Origin of the sequence: Streptomyces sp. 11-1-2 (assembly GCF_003595545.1) — a bacterium.
GTDB lineage: Bacteria > Actinomycetota > Actinomycetes > Streptomycetales > Streptomycetaceae > Streptomyces > Streptomyces hygroscopicus_B.
The window spans coordinates 2,620,207-2,637,179 of record NZ_CP022545.1 but is presented as its reverse complement, the minus strand read 5'-3'; the positions used below and the strand labels follow the sequence as shown (position 1 = coordinate 2,637,179).

Genomic DNA, 16,973 nt, shown 5'->3' with positions numbered 1-16,973 from the left:
TCATGCGTCACGACGAACACCACGCTCTCTGGGACGAGTTCGAGATCGAGCTCGACGGTCCCTCGCACGGCAACCCGTTCACCGACGTCGAACTCGCCGCGATGTTCAGCAACGGGCGGCGTGAGGTGCGCGCGGGTGGCTTCTACGACGGTGACGGAACGTACCGGATCCGGTTCATGCCCGATACCGAAGGCCCCTGGACCTTCGTCACGTCCTCCTCGGCACCGTCGCTCGACGGGCTCTCCGGGCGCTTTGTGGCCGGGCCGCCCGCGCCGGGACGCCACGGCCCGGTGCGGGTGGCCGACCGGCTTCACTTCGCGTACGCCGACGGCACGCGTTACGTCCCGCTCGGCACGACCGCATACGCCTGGACGCATCAGGTGGAACGTCTGCGGGCCGCGACCCGGCGCACGCTGGCGTCCAGCGGTTTCAACAAGGTGCGGATGTGCCTGCTGCCCAAGGCGTACGCGTACAACACCGACGAGCCGGAGCTGTACCCCTTTCCCGGCTCCCCCGCGGACGGCTGGGACACGAGCCGGTTCGACCCCCGGTTCTTCCGGCGCTTCGAGGAAGAGGTGCGGGCGCTGCGGGAGCTGGGGATCGAGGCGGACGTCATCCTCTTCCATCCGTACGACCGTTGGGGCTTCGCCGACCTCGGGCGTGAGGCCGACGACCGGCTGACTCGCTACGCCGTACGACGGCTGTCGGCGTTCTCCAACGTGTGGTGGTCGATGGCCAACGAGTACGACCTGGTGCGGGGCAAGACCGAGGCCGACTGGGAACGGCTGGCGGGAATCGTGACCGAGGAGGTTCCGTCCGGCCATCTCGCCTCCATCCACAACTGCTTCGACTTCTACGACCACACGAAGCCGTGGATCACGCACTGCAGCATCCAGCGCGTCGACGCGTACCGCACCGCAGAGAACACGAATGCCTGGCGGGAGCGGTGGGGAAAGCCCGTCGTCGTCGACGAGTGCGGGTACGAAGGCGACATCGACCTGGGCTGGGGGAACCTCACGGGTGAGGAGTTGGTGCGGCGCTGCTGGGAGGGCGCGGTGCGTGGCGGTTACGTCCAGCACGGAGAGACCTACCTGAACGACGCCGAGGAGCTGTGGTGGTCCAAGGGAGGGAAGCTGACCGGGTCGAGTCCCGAGCGCATCGCCTTCCTGCACCGCATCGTCCGGGAGTCCCCGACCGGCGTTCTCGACCCGCTCCCCTCCGACTGGGACGTCGCTCGGGGCGGGGTCGCGGGCGCGTACGAAATCCTCTACTTCGGCTTCGGCCGCCCGCGTTTCCGGAACATCGCCGTGCCCGAGGGCGGGCGCTTCGCGATCGACGTGATCGACACCTGGGCGATGACGGTCGACCGTGTCGGCGTGACAGAGGGCAACCACGTCCGCGTAGCGCTCCCGGGGCGTCCGTACATGGCCGTGCGGCTGTCCCGGCTGGCGGGTGCCTTGCACTCCGGCTGACCAGCATCCAGACTCCCTGCAGGCGGCCAGGGAGAGGAAGCACACGGTGACGGAGGCCAAGGGTCGTGGGCCGTACGCCAAGACTGCAGCGAGGCGGGCGGAGATCGTCCGGGCGGCGCGCGACAGCTTCGCCGAGAACGGGTTCACGAAGGCGTCGCTGAGGGACATCGCCGTACGGGCCGGCATCACCCATGCCGGGCTGCTGCACCACTTCCGCAGCAAGGACGAGCTGCTCGCCGCCGTGCTCGCCGGGCGGGACGAGGAGGAGTGGCAGCTCGGCATGGCGAAGGTCTCGGACATGGGCGAACTGGCGCCGCTCCTCGGCGAGTTGCTGCGCCACCACCAGAAGGCGCCCGAGCTGATGCGCCTGTGGCTCGAGCTCGCCGCGGCCGCCTCGCGCCCGGACCATCCGGCAGACACCTATTTCGTCCAGCGCTACGCCAAGAGCCGCGAGAACTTCGCCCTCGGCATGCGCGGCATGGCGGAACGCGGCGAACTGCACGAGGGCCTCGACCCCGACCACGCGGGCGCCCTGCTCCAAGCGGTCCTGAACGGCCCGCAGTTGCAGTGGCTGCTCGACCAGGACTCGACATCGTCGGCCCGATGCTGGCCTTCATGCGCCTGATGCTGCCGAAGAGCGGCACCGACACCCCCTGACGTCAGCCGTCGCCTTCTTCGGGCTCGGACCCAATCACCATCTGCATGAAGATCTCCAGTAGGCGCAGCGCGTCCTCCGACGGGTCGAGGAGGGTCTGGATCCGCAGCCCGTCCATCATCGCGAGCACCATGAACCTTTTCGTCGTCGGTCACCTCGGGGCTGTCGTACCGCCAGCCTCCTGCGCTCTGGCAGATCCGAACCGCAGGTCACCTCGGGTGACACGGTTTCCGGCACCCACACGGTTCCAACGAGCTCACGAGCCTCGAGGCGCACCTGGCGGACCTGGTTGGCGCTCAGCCGGTGCGCCTTGACGCACCGGGCTGGATCGTTCAGGACCTCGGCGAGCCGGTCTGACACTCGTCCCGCCCGGGGCGCTGCCTGCGCTGAGGTATCCATCCCTCCGATCACGGATGCATGGTCTTGGCGTTCGCGGTAGTGGTGGTCCCGTGGGCACCTGGCGGGGACGGCTCCCGCCCATTGAGGGTCCAGACAGGCCAGGCCGATCTGGTTGAACCGGTGGATCACATCCCGGACGGTGTCCTCGTCGGCCTGCACCAACTGGGCGATCACCGGCACCCGGTTCCCGCCGGCCGAGGCCAGCAGCATCATCGCCCGCCGGTAGCGCACCGAACTGGTGCTGCCCCGGCGCACGATCTGCTGCAGCTTCTGCCCTTCCTGGTCAGTCAGTCTGCGCACACGGACAGGCTCGGCCACCGCGCCTCCAGCAGTTGGATCGACGTCACCGCCCATCCAACCGCCACCACCAACCCGGCGAACCTATGCGGTCACAGCACTAGCAGCTGGCCGGCTTTGCGCAGACCTCGGCTCGGCGTCGCCACCCGCGCTCGCCTTCCCAGAAATGCCGCACATGTTTGGCATAGGACAAACTGTTAGTGTGGCGTGTGGAGGTGATCGCGTGCCCATCAGCGGTACGACTGCGGCGGAGATCGCCGGCAGTGTGCGGGACCAGGTGTCATCGGGCGAGCTTGCGCCAGGGGCGATGCTGCCGCCGGTGCGGGCGCTCGCTGCCGGGCTGGGGGTGAACCGGAACACGGTTGCCCTGGCCTACCGACGGCTCGTCGGGGCCGGGGTGGCTGAGACCCGGGGCCGTGGCGGCACGGTGATCGCCGCGGTACCGCAGCTCGCTCGCGAGGGCGTCGGTGTCGGCGGCGACAGCGTTGATCTGGCCAGCGGCAACCCTGATCCGCAGCTGCTGCCGGACATCCTTGTCGCGGCCCGCAGCGGACACTATGGCCAGCCCTTGTACGGCATGCCCGCGATCGATGAAGCGCTGGACACATGGGCCCGTGACGACTTCGCCGAAGACATAGAGCAACCGTTCCGGACACTGGTCGCGCACGGCGCGGTCGACGCCACCGAACGGCTTCTGAACGCCCATCTCGCCCGCGGCGACATGGTGGCGGTCGAGGACCCCTGCTTCCTGGCAAGCATCGGCACGCTGCAGCTGAACGGCTACCGGACGGCACCGGTCCAGGTCGACAACGCGGGCATGCGTCCCCACGACCTGCGGGCCGCTCTCGAAGGCGGTGCCCGGGCGGTCGTCTGCACACCGCGAGCCCACAACCCGACCGGAGCGAGCCTCACTGCGGAACGGGCCGCCGACCTGCGCGCCATCCTCGCCGACCACCCCCAGGTCCTGGTGATCGAGGACGACCACTTCTCAGCCGTCTCCACCCGGCCGTACTGCCGGATCACTCCTGCGAGCACGGCGCGCTGGGCACTGGTGCGGTCCGTGTCCAAGTTCCTCGGCCCGGACCTGCGTCTTGCCCTGGTCGCCGCCGATACGGAGAGCGCGATGCGCCTGGAGGCGCGGTTGAGCGCGGGCACCACATGGGTCAGCCGCCTGCTGCAGCACAGCGCCCGCGAGCTGCTGGCCGATCCCGGCGTGCATGAACTCCACGAGCGCGCCCGCGAAGCTTACGCACACCGCAGCGGTCTGCTCATTCAGCGGATGCACGCCCATGGCATCGAGGTGCCCCATCGGCCCGATGGGCTGAACGTGTGGATTGAACTCGACGTCGACAGTCGATCAGTGGTCCACGCCCTGGCGGAGCGGGGCTGGGCCGTACGACCCGGCCACCTCTTCGTCCATGATCCGTCTGCCCACCAGGGCGCGATCCGGGTCACCAGCTCCACCATCACCGAGCCGCAGGCCGAGGCATTCTCCGCCGAACTCGCCGCAGTCGTCGCTGACTTGCGCACTGCGAACTGACAACCGGACCTACTTCCTCTGTCTGCGGCAGCCCGACCGTGATGCCGCCGCGCCACTGCCCGTAGCAATCACACAGTATCTTCGGAGGTTTTCTCTTGTTCACTGGTCTGAGCGCCTTCCCGCTCACCCCGATCCCCGGCAACGGAAGCATCGACGAGAAGGCGTACGGCAGGCTCGTCCACCGGCTCGCCACCGCCGGCGTCGACTCGATCGGGGCGCTGGGCTCCACCGGCTCCTACGCCTACCTGACCCGTCGAGAGCGGGCCCGCGTCGCCCGCCTCGCGGTGGAGCACGCCGGCGCGGTGCCGGTCATCGTCGGCATCGGGGCGCTGCGCACCCGCCATGCGCTGGAAGCGGCCGAGGACGCGCAGAACGCCGGGGCAGCCGGTGTGCTGCTTGCGCCGGTGTCGTACCAGCCGCTGACCGACGACGACGTGTTCGGCCTGTTCGAAGAGGTCACCGCGCACCTCTCCGTCCCTCTGGTGATCTACGACAACCCCGGCACCACCCACTTCACCTTCACCGACGAGCTGTACACCCGGCTGGCGCGGCTCCCGAACGTGGCATCCATCAAGATCCCCGGGGTTCCCGCCGACCCCGCGGCCGCCCAGACGCGCATCGAGCATTTGCGGCAACTTTTGCCCGCCACGGTGACGATCGGCGTCAGCGGCGACGCGGACGCGGCCAGGGGCCTGAACGCCGGATGCGACGCCTGGTACTCGGTGATCGGCGGCACCTTCCCCGAGCCGGCACTCGCCCTCACCCGGGCCGCACAGGACGGCCAGGCCGAGCAGGCCCAGCAGGAATCCCGGCGACTCCAGCCGCTGTGGGACCTCTTCACCCAGCACGGCGGATCCCTGCGCGTCGTCGCGGCAGCAGCCGCACACCTGGGCCTCACCCCGCCCCGCAACCTCCCCCTGCCGCTGCGCGGCCTCGACGCGAAGGAACGCGCCCAGGTCGCCACAGTGATCGAGAAGCTGCAGCTCCATGCCTGAGCACTCCACGCGGACACGTCGCCGCCCTCTCGCACACACGAGGGCGGCGACATGAGCCGCCCCAGTCCGCCGCCCCCGAGAGAGCGCACGGCCATGCCCCGCAGCACCGACCAGAACACCGACAGTCCGGGCTGGGGCCCCCTCGCCCGCTACGTCATTGCGGCGACCCTGGCCCGCACCTCCGACGGCGGCGCGGTCGTGGCCATCGTGCTGATGGTCAACACCAGCGGAGGATCGGGCTGGCTGGCCGGTGCCCTGGGCGCCTGCATCACCGCACCCCACCTGCTGGGCCCCTTTGTCGCCCGCCGTCTGGACACCGCCCGGGATGGCCGCACCGTCATCGCCGCGGCCTCCCTCGCACACGGCACCGCGCTGGCCGCTGCGGTCCTGCTCTACCCACACACTCACCCCGCCGTCGCCGCCGCCCTGCTGATCGTCTCCGGTCTGTTCGGGCCGTTGCTCACCGGAGGCATCAGCAGCCGCCTGCCCGCCATCGCCGGCCACGGCCGGCGACGCCAACGCCGCGCCCAGGGCTGGGACGTGGCCACCTATGGCATCGGCGGCACCGTCGGCCCCACCCTCGTCGCCGCCCTCTCCGCCTGGGCCTCACCTGCCATCGCCGCCCTTGTTCTGGCCGCCGGATGCTTCGTCGCCGCAGCCGTCATCCGTCTCCTGCCCCGCACTCCACCCCACGGCGCCACCGCAGATGTCCCCCGCCCGGTCCGCACCCTCATAAGCATCGTCGCCTCCGGGCCCCTGCGCCGCACGCTGTATCTGACCGTGACGGTCGCCTTCAGCGTCGCCGCCCTTCCCGTCACCGCTGTCTCCAGCACCCACACCCTCGGCGTCGGCAACGCCGTGGCCGGGATCCTGACCGCCGCCTACGGCCTGGGCAACCTCGCCGGATCAGCCGGCATCATGATCCGCCCATCGCGCGCCGAAGCGGACCGGCTCACCACCCGCCTCGCCACCGCTGTCGCCGCTACCCTGCTGCTGATCACCTTCACCCCCTCCTTCACGCTTGCCGTCGCCGCCTACGCCGCCGCCGGCATCGCCAACGCCTACTTCTTCGCCGCCACCCTCGCCGCCCGCAACGAATACGCCCCCGACAATGCCCGCGGACAGATCTTCGTCTGGGTCGGCGCCTTGAAGATCACCGCCGGATCAGCCGGAACAGCAGCCGCCGGCGCCCTCATCGGCACCAGCGTCGCCCTCCCCCTCCTCCTGGCCACCGCCCTCGCCTTCACCAGCGCCCTGCTCTCCTCCGCCGAACGCCACCACCCCCGCCGCCGGCGCGACCACCACCCCGGCGCGGCACTCCCGGCGCCTGCTGCCTCGCCGATCCAGCCCGAGAGCGGGCACTCGACCAAGACTCCACAGCCCAAGCCGCCTACCAGCTGATCCAGCACCACCACCTGGACCACGCCCCTGTGCATCCGGCTGCTCGCGTACCGGCATCGAGCGGCATGCTCCGCAGCACAGAACGACCGCCGCAAAAGCGGCTGAGCCAAGGCGGTAACACGCAGGCTGATCAGCCCCCGGTCGGCTGCTGACGCTCACTCCTGGCCGTCTTCGTCCTCGTCCAGCTCCGACGGGTGCGCCGAGCTGGTCGAGGTAGGCGCACTCCGAGATCCCGTTGAACTTGCGGCGGAAGGTGGCGTCGATGCCGCGCTCCATGATCACGGTCCGTTGCGCCAGCTCGGCGACGGCGGGACGCTGCAGCACATGAAGGGCGCCGAGCGTCCGGCCGAGTAACTCTGCGTTTGCCGAGAATGTCATCCGCCCTGGTGGGAGGCATGCACCCGGACTGGCGGTCGTCGGCTCCGTCGATCGAGTCGGCGCTCTCGCGTAGCGGGTGGTCCACGCGTCATGATGATCGACCGTGCTGCTGCGACTGGCTTACCTCAGCGTGGAGAATGCGTTCGCCATGCTTCGCCTGCTGCCGATGTCCGACCGGGACAAGGACGCGGAGATCCTCGCGCTTCGCCATGAGGTCGCCGTCCTGCGCCGTCAGATGGAGCGCCCGCGGCTCTCATGGGCCGATCGTGCTGTGCTCTCCGCTCTCGCGCGGCACCGGCCACCCGTCTTACGCCCGTACCGCTTCAAAACGACTTCACCATCTGTGAGCTGGGGTTTCGTCCGGGGTCAGCTGGCCCGGCGGTACTCGTTGATGAGGCCTGTGACAGCTTGCCGGCGTTTGATCCGAGCTGCTGGCAGTAGTAGGACCTTGGGGTCGTCCAGGGGCGCAAGCTGCTGGCGGCCTTGGTGGGGGCGATGCTCGTTGAAGTGGTGGGCGTAGTCGTGGAGGATCCTCTGGGCGTGACCGCGGTCGTAGATCAGCAGGCGGTTGGTGCATTCCTCGCGTACCGAACGTATGAAGCGCTCGGCGTGCGGATTGCAGTTGGGGCTGCGCGGAGGGGTCTTGGCCACGGTGATGCCTTCACTGGCGAAGACGGCGTCGAAGGCTGCGGTGAACTTTGCGTCCCGGTGGCGGACGAGGTGGGTGAAGCCGGCGGCGTGTTCTCCGAGGTGCCAGAGAAGCTGTCGTGCCTGTTGTGTGGTCCAGGCTGCGGTGGGGTGGGCGGTGACGCCGAGGATGTGCACCGTGCGGGTGTGTACCTCCATCACGAACAGGGCGTACAGCCGCTGGAGTCCGATTGTGTCGACGTGGAACAGGTCGGTGGCGAGCAGGCCGTTGGATTGGGCCTTGAGGAAGGTTGTCCACTCGCCCCGCGTCGGATGTCGTCGCGGAGCGGGGCCCAGGCCTGCGGCGCGCAGGATGCGGCGGATGGTGGCCGGGCTGACCCTGTGTCCGAGGCGGCGTAGTTCGCCGTGCACTCGTCGGAAGCCCCAGTGTGGGTTCTCGGTGCCGAGCCGCATGATCAGCTGGCGCAGTCCCTGTGGGACTGGAGGGCGTCCGGCGGACGGCGGTTGCGTCCATTTCTTCTTGATGAGCCGTTGGTGCCAGGCGAGGAGGGTGCGTGGGGAGATGATCCGGTGTCTGCGCGGCACACGGGGGAGTAGTCGGGCGAGGGCGGCGAGTAGGGCGCGGTCTGGCCAGCTGGGGCTCGGCGCGGTGACCTGGCGCCGCAGCACCGTTACCTCCTGCCGCAAGATCAATATTTCTGCGTCTTTGGCCGCCGAAGAGCGAGACAGCAGGACCAGCCAGGCGAAGATCCGTGTGGAGATCAGGTAGAGCAGTCGCACGAACATAAGGACTCATGGTGTCGTATCGGTGCAGGGGAGCGTCGTCCCAGGTCAGGGGCTGCGCAGCCATTCTGAAGCGGTACGAGCTCAGTGGTGACCAGCGGGACGCCGCCTGCCTCCCATCCGGAGCCCGGGGCAAAAGCGCTGGCTACGAGTGTAGGTGGCAGCCGCCGTCCCGCCGTTGCCGGGCGTCGGCGGGTGCCTCGGCCCGGGCGACAGCGGAATTCAAAGCAGGAATCCCGCGGGGAACGGATCGGTGGGGTCCAGGTGGAACTGCGAGGTCCCGGTGACCCAGGCCCGGCCCGTGATCGACGGCAGCACCGCGGGAAGCGTCCCGACCGTCGTCTCACCGAGCAGCCGACCCGTGAAACGCGTGCCGACGAACGACTCGTTCACGAAGTCCCGGCCGATGTCCAGCTCGCCGCGCGCGTGCAGTTGTGCCATGCGCGCGCTGGTTCCCGTGCCGCAAGGGGAGCGGTCGAACCAGCCGGGATGGATCGCCATGGCGTGGCGTGAGAGCTCGGCCGTCGATCCCGGTGCCTTGAGGTAGACGTGATGACATCCCGTGATGTCGTCCCGTTCGGGATGCACGGGCAGGGCCTGCTCGTTCACCGCCTCCATGATCGACAAGCCGGCGGCGAGCAGATCGTCGGCGCGGGATCGGTCGAACGGCAGCCCCAGGTCGGCCAGTTCGACGATCGCGTAGAAGTTGCCGCCGAAGGCCAGGTCGTAGCCCACCTCGCCGAAGCCGGGGACCTCGACCTTCTCGTCAAGGGCGTACGCGAACGACGGGACGTTCTCGATCGTGACCGACGTCGCCGCGCCGTCCTCGACCGCCACGGACGCAACGATCAGTCCGGCCGGGGTGTCGAGCCGGATCGTGGTCACGGGCTCGACGACGGGCACCATCCCGGTCTCGACGAGGACCGTGGCGACGCCGATCGTTCCGTGGCCGCACATCGGCAGCAGTCCGGACACCTCGATGAACAGCACGCCGTAGTCGGCGTCGGGGCGGGTCGGCGGCTGCAGGATCGCACCACTCATCGCGCTGTGGCCGCGCGGCTCGTACATCAGCAGCGTGCGGATGTCGTCGCTGTTCTCCATGAAGTGGAGCCGGCGCTCGGCCATGGTCGCGCCGGGGATCGCCCTCACCCCGCCGACGACGACCCGGGTGGGCATGCCCTCAGTGTGCGAGTCGACGGCGTGGAACGTACGACGGGACCTCACTTGTACCCCTTCGCGAGGACGGCCTCGGTATCGGTGGTGATCCGCTCGACCAGATCGGGGGCGAGCGGCAGTCGTGGCGGACGGCACGGTCCGCCCTTGAGGCCCGCGATGTCCATCGACAGCTTGATCGACTGGACGAACTCGACCTTCGAGTCCCAGCGGAGCAGCGGATGCAGATCCCGGTACATGGGCAGCGCCCTGGCCAGGTCGGCGGGGTCGCCGGACGTGGCGAGACGGTAGAGCTCGACCGTGGACTCGGGAACCATGTTCGGGTACCCGGCGATCCAGCCGGTGGCCCCCGCGAGACCCAGCTCGAGCAGCACGTCGTCGGCGCCGACCAGAATGTCCAGGCCGGGTGCCAACTCGGTGATCTGGTACGCCCGCCGGACGTCGCCGGAGAACTCCTTGACCCCCACGATCGTGCCCTCGTGATACAGCTCGGCGAGCAGGTCGGGGGTCAGATCGACCTTGGTGTCGATCGGGTTGTTGTACGCGACGACCGGCAGTCCCACCTTGGCGACCTCGCGGTAGTGCCCGAGGACGGCCGCGCGTTCGGCGCGGAAGGCGTTCGGCGGCAGCAGCAGAAGGGATGTGGCGCCGACCTCGGCGGCCTGCTCGGCCCAGCGGCAGGCCTCCAGCGCGCCGTATGCGGCGACCCCCGGCATGACACCGAACCCATCGGGCGCCGCCTGCACAGCGGTCTCCACGACCCGGGCCCGCTCCTGCGGGGTCAGCGTCTGGTACTCGCCCAGCGAGCCGTTGGGCGCCACGCCGTCGCAGCCGCCCGCGGCGAGGAACCGCACGTGCTCGGCGAACGCGTCGTAGTCGACCGAGAGGTCGTCGTGGAAGGGGAGCGCCGTCGCGACATGGACACCGTGCCAGGGCGTAGCGGGATTGAACATGCTGAGTCTCCTTGTGGAACGAGAAGGGGGGCGGGTTGCTGCTTGGTCCGACATCACCGTGTCGAGTTGGTCGTCATCCACTTCTCCAGCCCCGACGCGTCCAACGGCAGCGCGTCGGAGAGGACTTCGGAGCCGCCCGGGGTGACCAGGATGTCGTCCTCGATCCGTACGCCGATCCCGCGCAGCTCGGGCGGGACGGTCAGGTCGTGCGCGTGGAAGTACAGGCCGGGTTCGACCGTGAGCACCATGCCCGGAGCCATCTCGGCGCCCTGGTACGCCTCGTCGTCGGCGCGCGCGCAGTCGTGCACGTCCAGGCCGAGGTGGTGGCCGATGCCGCACACCAGGTAGCGGCGATGGTGCTGCCCGGTGTCGGACAGCGCCTCGTCGACGGAGACCGGCAGCAGGCCCCAGTCGTCGAGGCCGTGCGCGATCACCTCCATGCAGGCGTGGTGGAAGTCGGTGAACCGGCGGCCGGGACCCACCGCGGCGAGCCCGGCCCGATGCGCCTTCTCCACTAGGTCGTGCACCTGTCGCTGGGCGGCGGAGAAACGCCCCGAGGCGGGGAAGGTGCGGGTGACGTCGGCGGTGTAGTGGCTGTCGACCTCGACTCCCATGTCGAGCAGGAGCAGTTCGTCCGGGAGCACCGGGCCGTCGCAGCGCACCCAGTGCAGCGTCGGGGCGTGCTTGCCGCTGCCGACGATCGACGCATAGCCGGGGCCGTTGCCGTACGCGCGGGCATAGCGGTCGAAGGTGCCCTGCAGCCAGCGTTCGCCCGGGCCCTGGATCGCGGCGGGGATCTCCCGGACGACCGCGGCGAAGCCCTCGATGGTGCGGTCCACGGCCCGCCGCAACTGACCGACTTCCCACGCGTCCTTGTACATGCGCAGCTGCGCCAGGGTCCGGCCGACCTCCTCGTCGACCGTCACCTCGTCAGTGAGTTCGGACAGCGGCCGCACCTCGATGCCCAGGGCCCGTGCCCAGTCGTCGAGGCCGGGCGCGGCCCCGACCCACAGCTCGCCGTACCGGGCGTCCCGCCAGAAGTCCTGCTCGCCGGGGTGGGCGGGCGGCGGCATGTACAGCGTGGCGTCGCCGGAGCGCACCACCACGACCGCGTTCTCGATCGCGCAGCCCGTCACCCAGAAGAAGTCGCTGTCCGGGCGGAAGTCGTACGCCGTGTCGTTGCTGCGCACGGGTGCCTCGCCGGCCGCCAGGACGACGGTCGAGCCGGGGAGGGCCTCGGCGAGCCGGGCCCGGTGTGCCGCGGCCGCCTCGGCCGCGCCGGGGACGACGTGCGGTGTGCGGTCGGGGGTGTCCCAGCCGGTGCCCATGTAGGTGGTGAACGCGGGGATCTCGGTGAGTTTCGGGGGCCTGCCGTCACGCATCGGTGACTCCTCCTCCTGCGTCGCGCATCAGCTCGGTGAGGCGGGCGAAGACCCGAGCGTTGCGGATGCCGTCGTGTTCGTACTCGTTGGTGATCCAGGTGCGGACGTTGCCGACCCGGGCGGCCGTGTCGAGCTGCAGACCTGCGTCCACGTACATGTCGTCGTGGTACACGGCGGCGGCGACCGGAACGTCGTTGGAGGCCAGCCGGTCCAGGTCGTAGAGCGGCGGCCACTTGTCGCGGGCGGCCAGGAGCTGGACCGCCTCGCGGAAGGGACGCAGCTCCGCGATCTCCTCGAACATCCAGGGATAGATCATCTCCCCGGTGAACAGCAACGGCCTGGCGTCCTCGGCGAAGTGCGGATGCCGGGCCCGCTCGCTCTGCGCCGCCCACGCGGTGGCGCCGGCGCCATGCCCGTAGAGGCTTTCCTGGAGCGCGGCGAAGAGCGGGTTGTCGCTGTACGACGTGCGGGCGAGCACCTGATGCAGGAACGTCGCCGAGAGCTCGTCGCCGTCCCCGGCCTCGGTGAACGCCTCGTCAAGCAGCCAGTGCAAGCGCTCATGGCCCGGCTGCATCCCGAGGTCGATGCCGAGCGACTGCAGCCGACGGACCGTCAGGACATCGCCGTCAGGCAGCCGCACGTCCCCCACGGCCAGCCGGTCGGCGATCCGGCCGACGTGGGCGACGTGCCGCGGGTAGCGACGGTAGAACGCCTCGTTCTTCGCCCCCACCCGCGGGTACGTACGCCGGTACACCTCGGCGGCCGACGGATCGAGGGACGGGAGACCGCCCGTGACGTAACAGGCGCTCAGCCCCTCGGGCGCCCGGGACAGATACGTCAGGGTGAGGAACCCGCCGTACGACTGCCCGAGCGTGGACCAGCGCCGCCCGCCGAAGACGGTCCGCCGCAGATGCTCGTGGTCCGCCACGATCGAGTCGGCCCGGAAGCACGCCAGGAAGTCCGCGCCCTCGCGGGCGGTCGCGAACGCGCTCATCCCGCGGCCGTCGATCCGGGTACTGCGACCGGTACCGCGCTGGTCGACCAGGACCACCCGGTGCGTGCGCAGCGCCTGGCCCAGCCAGCCGCTCGCGTCCAGCGGACGCGGGCCCTTCCCGCCCGGTCCGCCCTGCAGATAGACGAGACAGGGCAGATCCTCGTCGGCGCGCGAGGGCGCGGTGATGTCCCGGGCGAAGAGCCGGATCGTGCCGCGGGCCGGGTCGTTCCAGTCGAGCGGGACGTCGACGACGTGCTCGCGCACCCGCATCCCGGGAATCGTGTAGGTCACGGTGTCGGTCATGCGGTGGCGGCCCTCCTCCTGCGGTCCCACTCCGGATCGATGCGGGGGATCGCAGCCAACAGCGTCCGCGTGTACGGATCACGTGGATCGTCGAAGACCTGGGCGCACGGCCCCAGTTCGACGATCTTCCCCTGGCTCATTACCGCCACCCGCTGGGCGATCTTCCGGACCACGGCAAGGTCGTGGGCGATGAAGAGACAGCTGAAGCCGCTCTCGCGCCGCAGGCGCAGCACGAGTTCGATGACCTGCGCCTGGACGGAGACGTCGAGGGCGGAGACCGCCTCGTCGCAGATCACCAGCTTCGGCTTGACCGCGAGAGCCCGGGCGATGCCGATCCGCTGGGCCTGGCCGCCGGAGAACTGCGCCGGATAGCGCTGCGAGTGATCCGGGTCGAGACCGACCCGCTCCATCAGCTCCTTGGTGTACGCGCGCCGGCCTCCGGGCGGCGGGATGCGCTGGTAGTCGAGCGGCGCCATCAGGATCCGTTCGACGGTGTGCCGGGGGTTGAGCGAGGAGAACGGGTCCTGGAAGACGACCTGCACGTCGGAGCGGTACCGGGCGAGCCGCGCCCCCGTGGCCCGGGTGACGCCCTCCCCTTCGAACTCCACGGTGCCGGAGCTGGGTTGCATGAGCTTGGCGACGATCCGCGCGGTGGTGGACTTGCCGCTGCCGGACTCACCCACCACGGCGAGCGTCTCGCCCGGGCGCAGGTCGAAGCTGACGCCGTCCACGGCGGTGAACTCGCTCTTGCGGCCGAACGGGCCCGCGGTCGTGAACCGCTTGGTCAGGTCGCGGGCGCTGAGCAGCACATCACTCACAGGACCACCTCGTCGGGCGCGTCGGACGTGTCGGCCGGGAACGCGGAGGGCGGTTCGGCCGGGAGCTCGTCGGTAATCCGTGGAATGCTGTCGAGCAGTTGGTGCGTGTACGCGTGCTGGGGCGCGGAGAAAACCCGCTCCGTCGTGTCGTACTCGAGCTGCTCGCCCTCGCGCATCACCAGAACCCGCGTCGCGATCGAACTGATCACGGCGAGGTCGTGGGTGATGAAGACCATCCCGGTGTGCGTCTGCCGCTGCAGGTCGGCGAGGAGGCGCAGGATCTGGGCCTGCACGGTCACGTCCAGGGCCGTCGTCGGTTCGTCCGCGATGACCAGCGCCGGCGAACACACCAGCGCCATCGCGATCATGACGCGCTGGCGCTGCCCACCGGAGAACTGGTGGGGGTAGTAGCCCGCCCGCCGCTCCGGCTCGGGGATGCCGACCTGGTCGAGGGCCTCGACGGCGACCGCCCGCGCCGCCTTCCGCTTGCCGCCCCGGTGGGCCCGGTACATCTCCTCGATCTGCAGGCCGACCGTGTAGTACGGGTTCAGCGAGGACAGCGGGTCCTGGAAGACCATGGAGACCTGCTCGCCCCGGACGCGGCGCATCTCACGGTCGGTGCGGCCGAGCAGTTCCTCGCCGTCGAGGCGGATGCTGCCCCGGGTAAGGGCGCCCGGCGGCAACAGACCCATCACGGCGAGGCTGGTCATCGACTTGCCCGAGCCGGACTCGCCGACGATGCCGACGGTCTCGTCCCGGCCAACCGTAAACGACACGTCCTTGACGACGTCCACTGGGCCGCGCGTGGTCGGCAGGGTCACGGTGAGGTCCTCCACTACAAGGAGCTCGCTCATCGGATCCTCACTCTCGGGTCGAGTCCGGTGTAGATGAGGTCGACGACCACGTTGCCGACCACCACGAAGAAGGCCGCGAGGAGGGTGACCGCCATGATCACCGGCTGGTCGTTCTTGGCGATCGAGTCGGCGGCCATCTTGCCGACGCCGTTGAGGCCGAAGACGGTCTCGGTGATCAGCGCGCCGCCCAGCAGCGCGGCGAAGTCCATGCCGAAGATCGTGGTGATCGGGGTGAGCGCGGGCCGCAGGGCGTGCCGCCGCATCGTGAGCAGCGGAGGCAGGCCCTTGGAGCGGGCGGTGCGCATGAAGTTCTCGGCCAGGGTGTCGATGACGTTGGCCCGTGTCAGCCGCGCGTACAGGCAGGCGTAGCCGGTGGCGAGCACGATCCACGGCATCAGATACGACTGGAACCACCGTACGGGATCGTCGCCGAACGCCACGGCGGACGGGAACGGCAGCCATTGCAGCTTGACGACCAGGACGTACTGCAGGGCCAGCGCGAGCACGTAGTTGGGGATGCTGGCGCCGCCCAGGGACAGGTTCATCACGGACCTGTCCCACCAGGTGCCCTCCTTGACCGCGCCGAGCAGACCCGCGGTGACACCGGCGAGCAGCCACAGCACCGCGGCGCCGATGGCGACGGTGGCGCTGACCGGCAGTCGGCTCATGACCATGTCCCACACGGCCTGATTGGTCTGGAACGAGTAGCCGAGACAGGGCGCGGGGCAGTGCACGAGGTTCGCGCCGGACCCGTAGTCCCGGCCGGTGAACAGGCCGCCCAGGAAGTCCCCGAACTGGGTGAGGAAGGGCTGGTCGATCCCGAGGACCGAGCGAATCTGGTCGACGCGTTCAGGCGTGCAGGTCTTGCCGCAGATCATCAGCGCCGGATCGGGCGACAGCTTGAAGAAGATGAGGAACGTGAACAGGCAGACCATGAACAGGATCAGCACGAGCCCGGCGAGCCGGCCTGCGAGATAGCGGGCCATCAGGAGGCCTCCCCGGCGTCGGTGGCGGCCCGGATCCGGTCGCCGAGCACGGTCAGGGAGAGCACCGTCAGAAAGAGGAACAGGCCGGGTATCGCGAAGTACAGCGGATCCACCGCGTACCAGCTGACCGAACTCGAGATCATCTGGCCCCACGACGGGGTCGGCGGGCTGACGCCCACGCCGAGGAAGGAAAGGCCGGCCTCGGTGCCGATATAGCCGGGCACGGCGAGCGTAGTCATCACGATGAGCGAGCTGCGCAGGTTCGGCAGGATCTCCTTGAATACCAGGGCGCGGGTGGAGGCGCCCGAGGCGCGGGCCGCCTCCACGAAGTCCCGGTTCACCAGCGTCAGCGTCTGGCCGCGCACCACCCGTGCCAGATACGGCCAGCCGAACACGCTGATCACGACGACGAGGAGGTAGGACCTGTTGCCCGCGGGCAGCGACGACAGGATGGCGATCATGAAGATGAGCGCGGGGAACGCCATCAGGAAGTCCATGACCCGGGAGACGACCTGGTCGACCCAGCCGCCGTAGAAGCCGGCGAGCATCCCGAGCACCACCCCGAGCAGCGTGGTGAGCACGGTGGCCGAGGCGGCGATGAGGAACGACACGCGCGCTCCGTACGCGATCCGGGCCAGCACGTCGCGGCCGTTGAGCGGTTCGACGCCGAGCAGGTGGTCGGCGCTGATCCCGCCGAACGACCCCTTGGGCGTCCCGCCCGTGTCGACATCGAGGGCGGACATGTCGAACGTGGTCGGCCCGTGGCCGGTGAGGGCGGAGATCAGCGGGGCGCAGAGGGCCATCAGCAGCATCAGCGCGATGAATCCGGCGCTGAGCAGGGCGGCCCGGTCGTGCAGCAGCGCACCCATGATCCGGCGGCCCGCGGTGGCGGGCGTGGGGTCGGCCTTCGCGTCCCGCGCGATGGCGGTGGCGATCGTCATG

Annotated in this window: 15 protein-coding genes and 2 pseudogenes; 6 read left to right on the top strand and 11 right to left on the bottom strand. The window is 69.8% G+C overall.

Annotation, left to right across the window (positions count from 1 at the left end):
• Positions 1-2 precede the first annotated feature (2 nt).
• Positions 3-1,472, top strand: coding sequence for a DUF5605 domain-containing protein (locus CGL27_RS10940; protein WP_119986243.1), 1,470 nt, complete (start codon positions 3-5; stop codon positions 1,470-1,472).
• A 46-nt stretch (positions 1,473-1,518) separates the two neighbouring features.
• The gene (locus CGL27_RS10935; RefSeq protein WP_240450459.1) at positions 1,519-2,097 is read left to right on the top strand and encodes a TetR/AcrR family transcriptional regulator; all 579 of its coding nucleotides are present in this window, start codon (positions 1,519-1,521) and stop codon (positions 2,095-2,097) included.
• A gap of 34 nt (positions 2,098-2,131) precedes the next feature.
• On the opposite strand, the gene CGL27_RS53100 is transcribed toward CGL27_RS10935, so the two are convergent.
• Both CGL27_RS53100 and CGL27_RS10930 read right to left on the bottom strand, forming a co-directional pair.
• Positions 2,132-2,260, bottom strand: coding sequence for a hypothetical protein (locus CGL27_RS53100; RefSeq protein ID WP_276147828.1), 129 nt, complete (start codon positions 2,258-2,260; stop codon positions 2,132-2,134).
• 338 nt (positions 2,261-2,598) lie between these two features.
• Positions 2,599-2,844 (bottom strand): annotated as a pseudogene (locus CGL27_RS10930) (helix-turn-helix domain-containing protein); the annotation flags it as partial.
• A gap of 202 nt (positions 2,845-3,046) precedes the next feature.
• Here CGL27_RS10930 and CGL27_RS10925 point away from each other — a divergent pair.
• The 4 genes and pseudogenes from CGL27_RS10925 to CGL27_RS51860 form a co-directional block, all read left to right on the top strand.
• A complete protein-coding gene (locus CGL27_RS10925) occupies positions 3,047-4,363 on the top strand; it encodes an aminotransferase class I/II-fold pyridoxal phosphate-dependent enzyme (RefSeq protein ID WP_119986242.1) in 1,317 nt (438 codons plus the stop codon).
• A 95-nt stretch (positions 4,364-4,458) separates the two neighbouring features.
• Positions 4,459-5,358, top strand: coding sequence for a dihydrodipicolinate synthase family protein (locus CGL27_RS10920; RefSeq protein WP_119986240.1), 900 nt, complete (start codon positions 4,459-4,461; stop codon positions 5,356-5,358).
• A gap of 93 nt (positions 5,359-5,451) precedes the next feature.
• Positions 5,452-6,759 (top strand): MFS transporter, encoded by a 1,308-nt coding sequence (locus CGL27_RS53095; RefSeq protein WP_162952952.1) that lies wholly within the window; start codon positions 5,452-5,454, stop codon positions 6,757-6,759.
• Between the two features lie 481 nt (positions 6,760-7,240).
• A pseudogene (locus CGL27_RS51860) lies at positions 7,241-7,423 on the top strand (hypothetical protein); the annotation flags it as partial.
• A gap of 80 nt (positions 7,424-7,503) precedes the next feature.
• Here the strand turns inward: CGL27_RS51860 and CGL27_RS10905 are convergent.
• The 9 genes from CGL27_RS10905 to CGL27_RS10865 all read right to left on the bottom strand — a co-directional run bounded on the left by CGL27_RS10905 (position 7,504) and on the right by CGL27_RS10865 (position 16,972).
• On the bottom strand, positions 7,504-8,571 hold the full coding sequence (locus CGL27_RS10905; protein WP_119986236.1) for an integrase core domain-containing protein: 1,068 nt from the start codon (positions 8,569-8,571) through the stop codon (positions 7,504-7,506).
• Positions 8,572-8,790: 219 nt separating this feature from the next.
• Positions 8,791-9,792, bottom strand: coding sequence for a proline racemase family protein (locus tag CGL27_RS10900; RefSeq protein ID WP_119986234.1), 1,002 nt, complete (start codon positions 9,790-9,792; stop codon positions 8,791-8,793).
• Positions 9,789-10,694 carry a dihydrodipicolinate synthase family protein gene (locus CGL27_RS10895; protein WP_119986232.1) on the bottom strand — a complete coding sequence of 302 codons (906 nt, stop codon included), beginning with the start codon at positions 10,692-10,694 and terminating at the stop codon, positions 9,789-9,791. The genes CGL27_RS10900 and CGL27_RS10895 overlap by 4 nt, the downstream gene beginning before the upstream one ends.
• Before the next feature lie 53 nt (positions 10,695-10,747).
• On the bottom strand, positions 10,748-12,076 hold the full coding sequence (locus CGL27_RS10890; protein WP_119986230.1) for an aminopeptidase P family protein: 1,329 nt from the start codon (positions 12,074-12,076) through the stop codon (positions 10,748-10,750).
• The gene (locus tag CGL27_RS10885; protein ID WP_119994343.1) at positions 12,069-13,373 is read right to left on the bottom strand and encodes an alpha/beta fold hydrolase; all 1,305 of its coding nucleotides are present in this window, start codon (positions 13,371-13,373) and stop codon (positions 12,069-12,071) included. Before CGL27_RS10885 ends, CGL27_RS10890 begins: the two co-directional genes overlap by 8 nt.
• Positions 13,370-14,191 (bottom strand): ATP-binding cassette domain-containing protein, encoded by an 822-nt coding sequence (locus CGL27_RS10880; RefSeq protein WP_119986228.1) that lies wholly within the window; start codon positions 14,189-14,191, stop codon positions 13,370-13,372. The genes CGL27_RS10885 and CGL27_RS10880 overlap by 4 nt, the downstream gene beginning before the upstream one ends.
• Positions 14,188-15,045, bottom strand: a complete 858-nt coding sequence (locus tag CGL27_RS10875; RefSeq protein ID WP_119986226.1) for an ABC transporter ATP-binding protein — start codon at positions 15,043-15,045, stop codon at positions 14,188-14,190. The genes CGL27_RS10880 and CGL27_RS10875 overlap by 4 nt, the downstream gene beginning before the upstream one ends.
• Complete coding sequence (locus CGL27_RS10870; protein ID WP_119986224.1) at positions 15,042-16,031, bottom strand: ABC transporter permease; 990 nt, start codon at positions 16,029-16,031, stop codon at positions 15,042-15,044. Before CGL27_RS10870 ends, CGL27_RS10875 begins: the two co-directional genes overlap by 4 nt.
• Complete coding sequence (locus tag CGL27_RS10865) at positions 16,031-16,972, bottom strand: ABC transporter permease (protein ID WP_119986222.1); 942 nt, start codon at positions 16,970-16,972, stop codon at positions 16,031-16,033. Before CGL27_RS10865 ends, CGL27_RS10870 begins: the two co-directional genes overlap by 1 nt.
• Position 16,973: the final 1 nt, after the last annotated feature.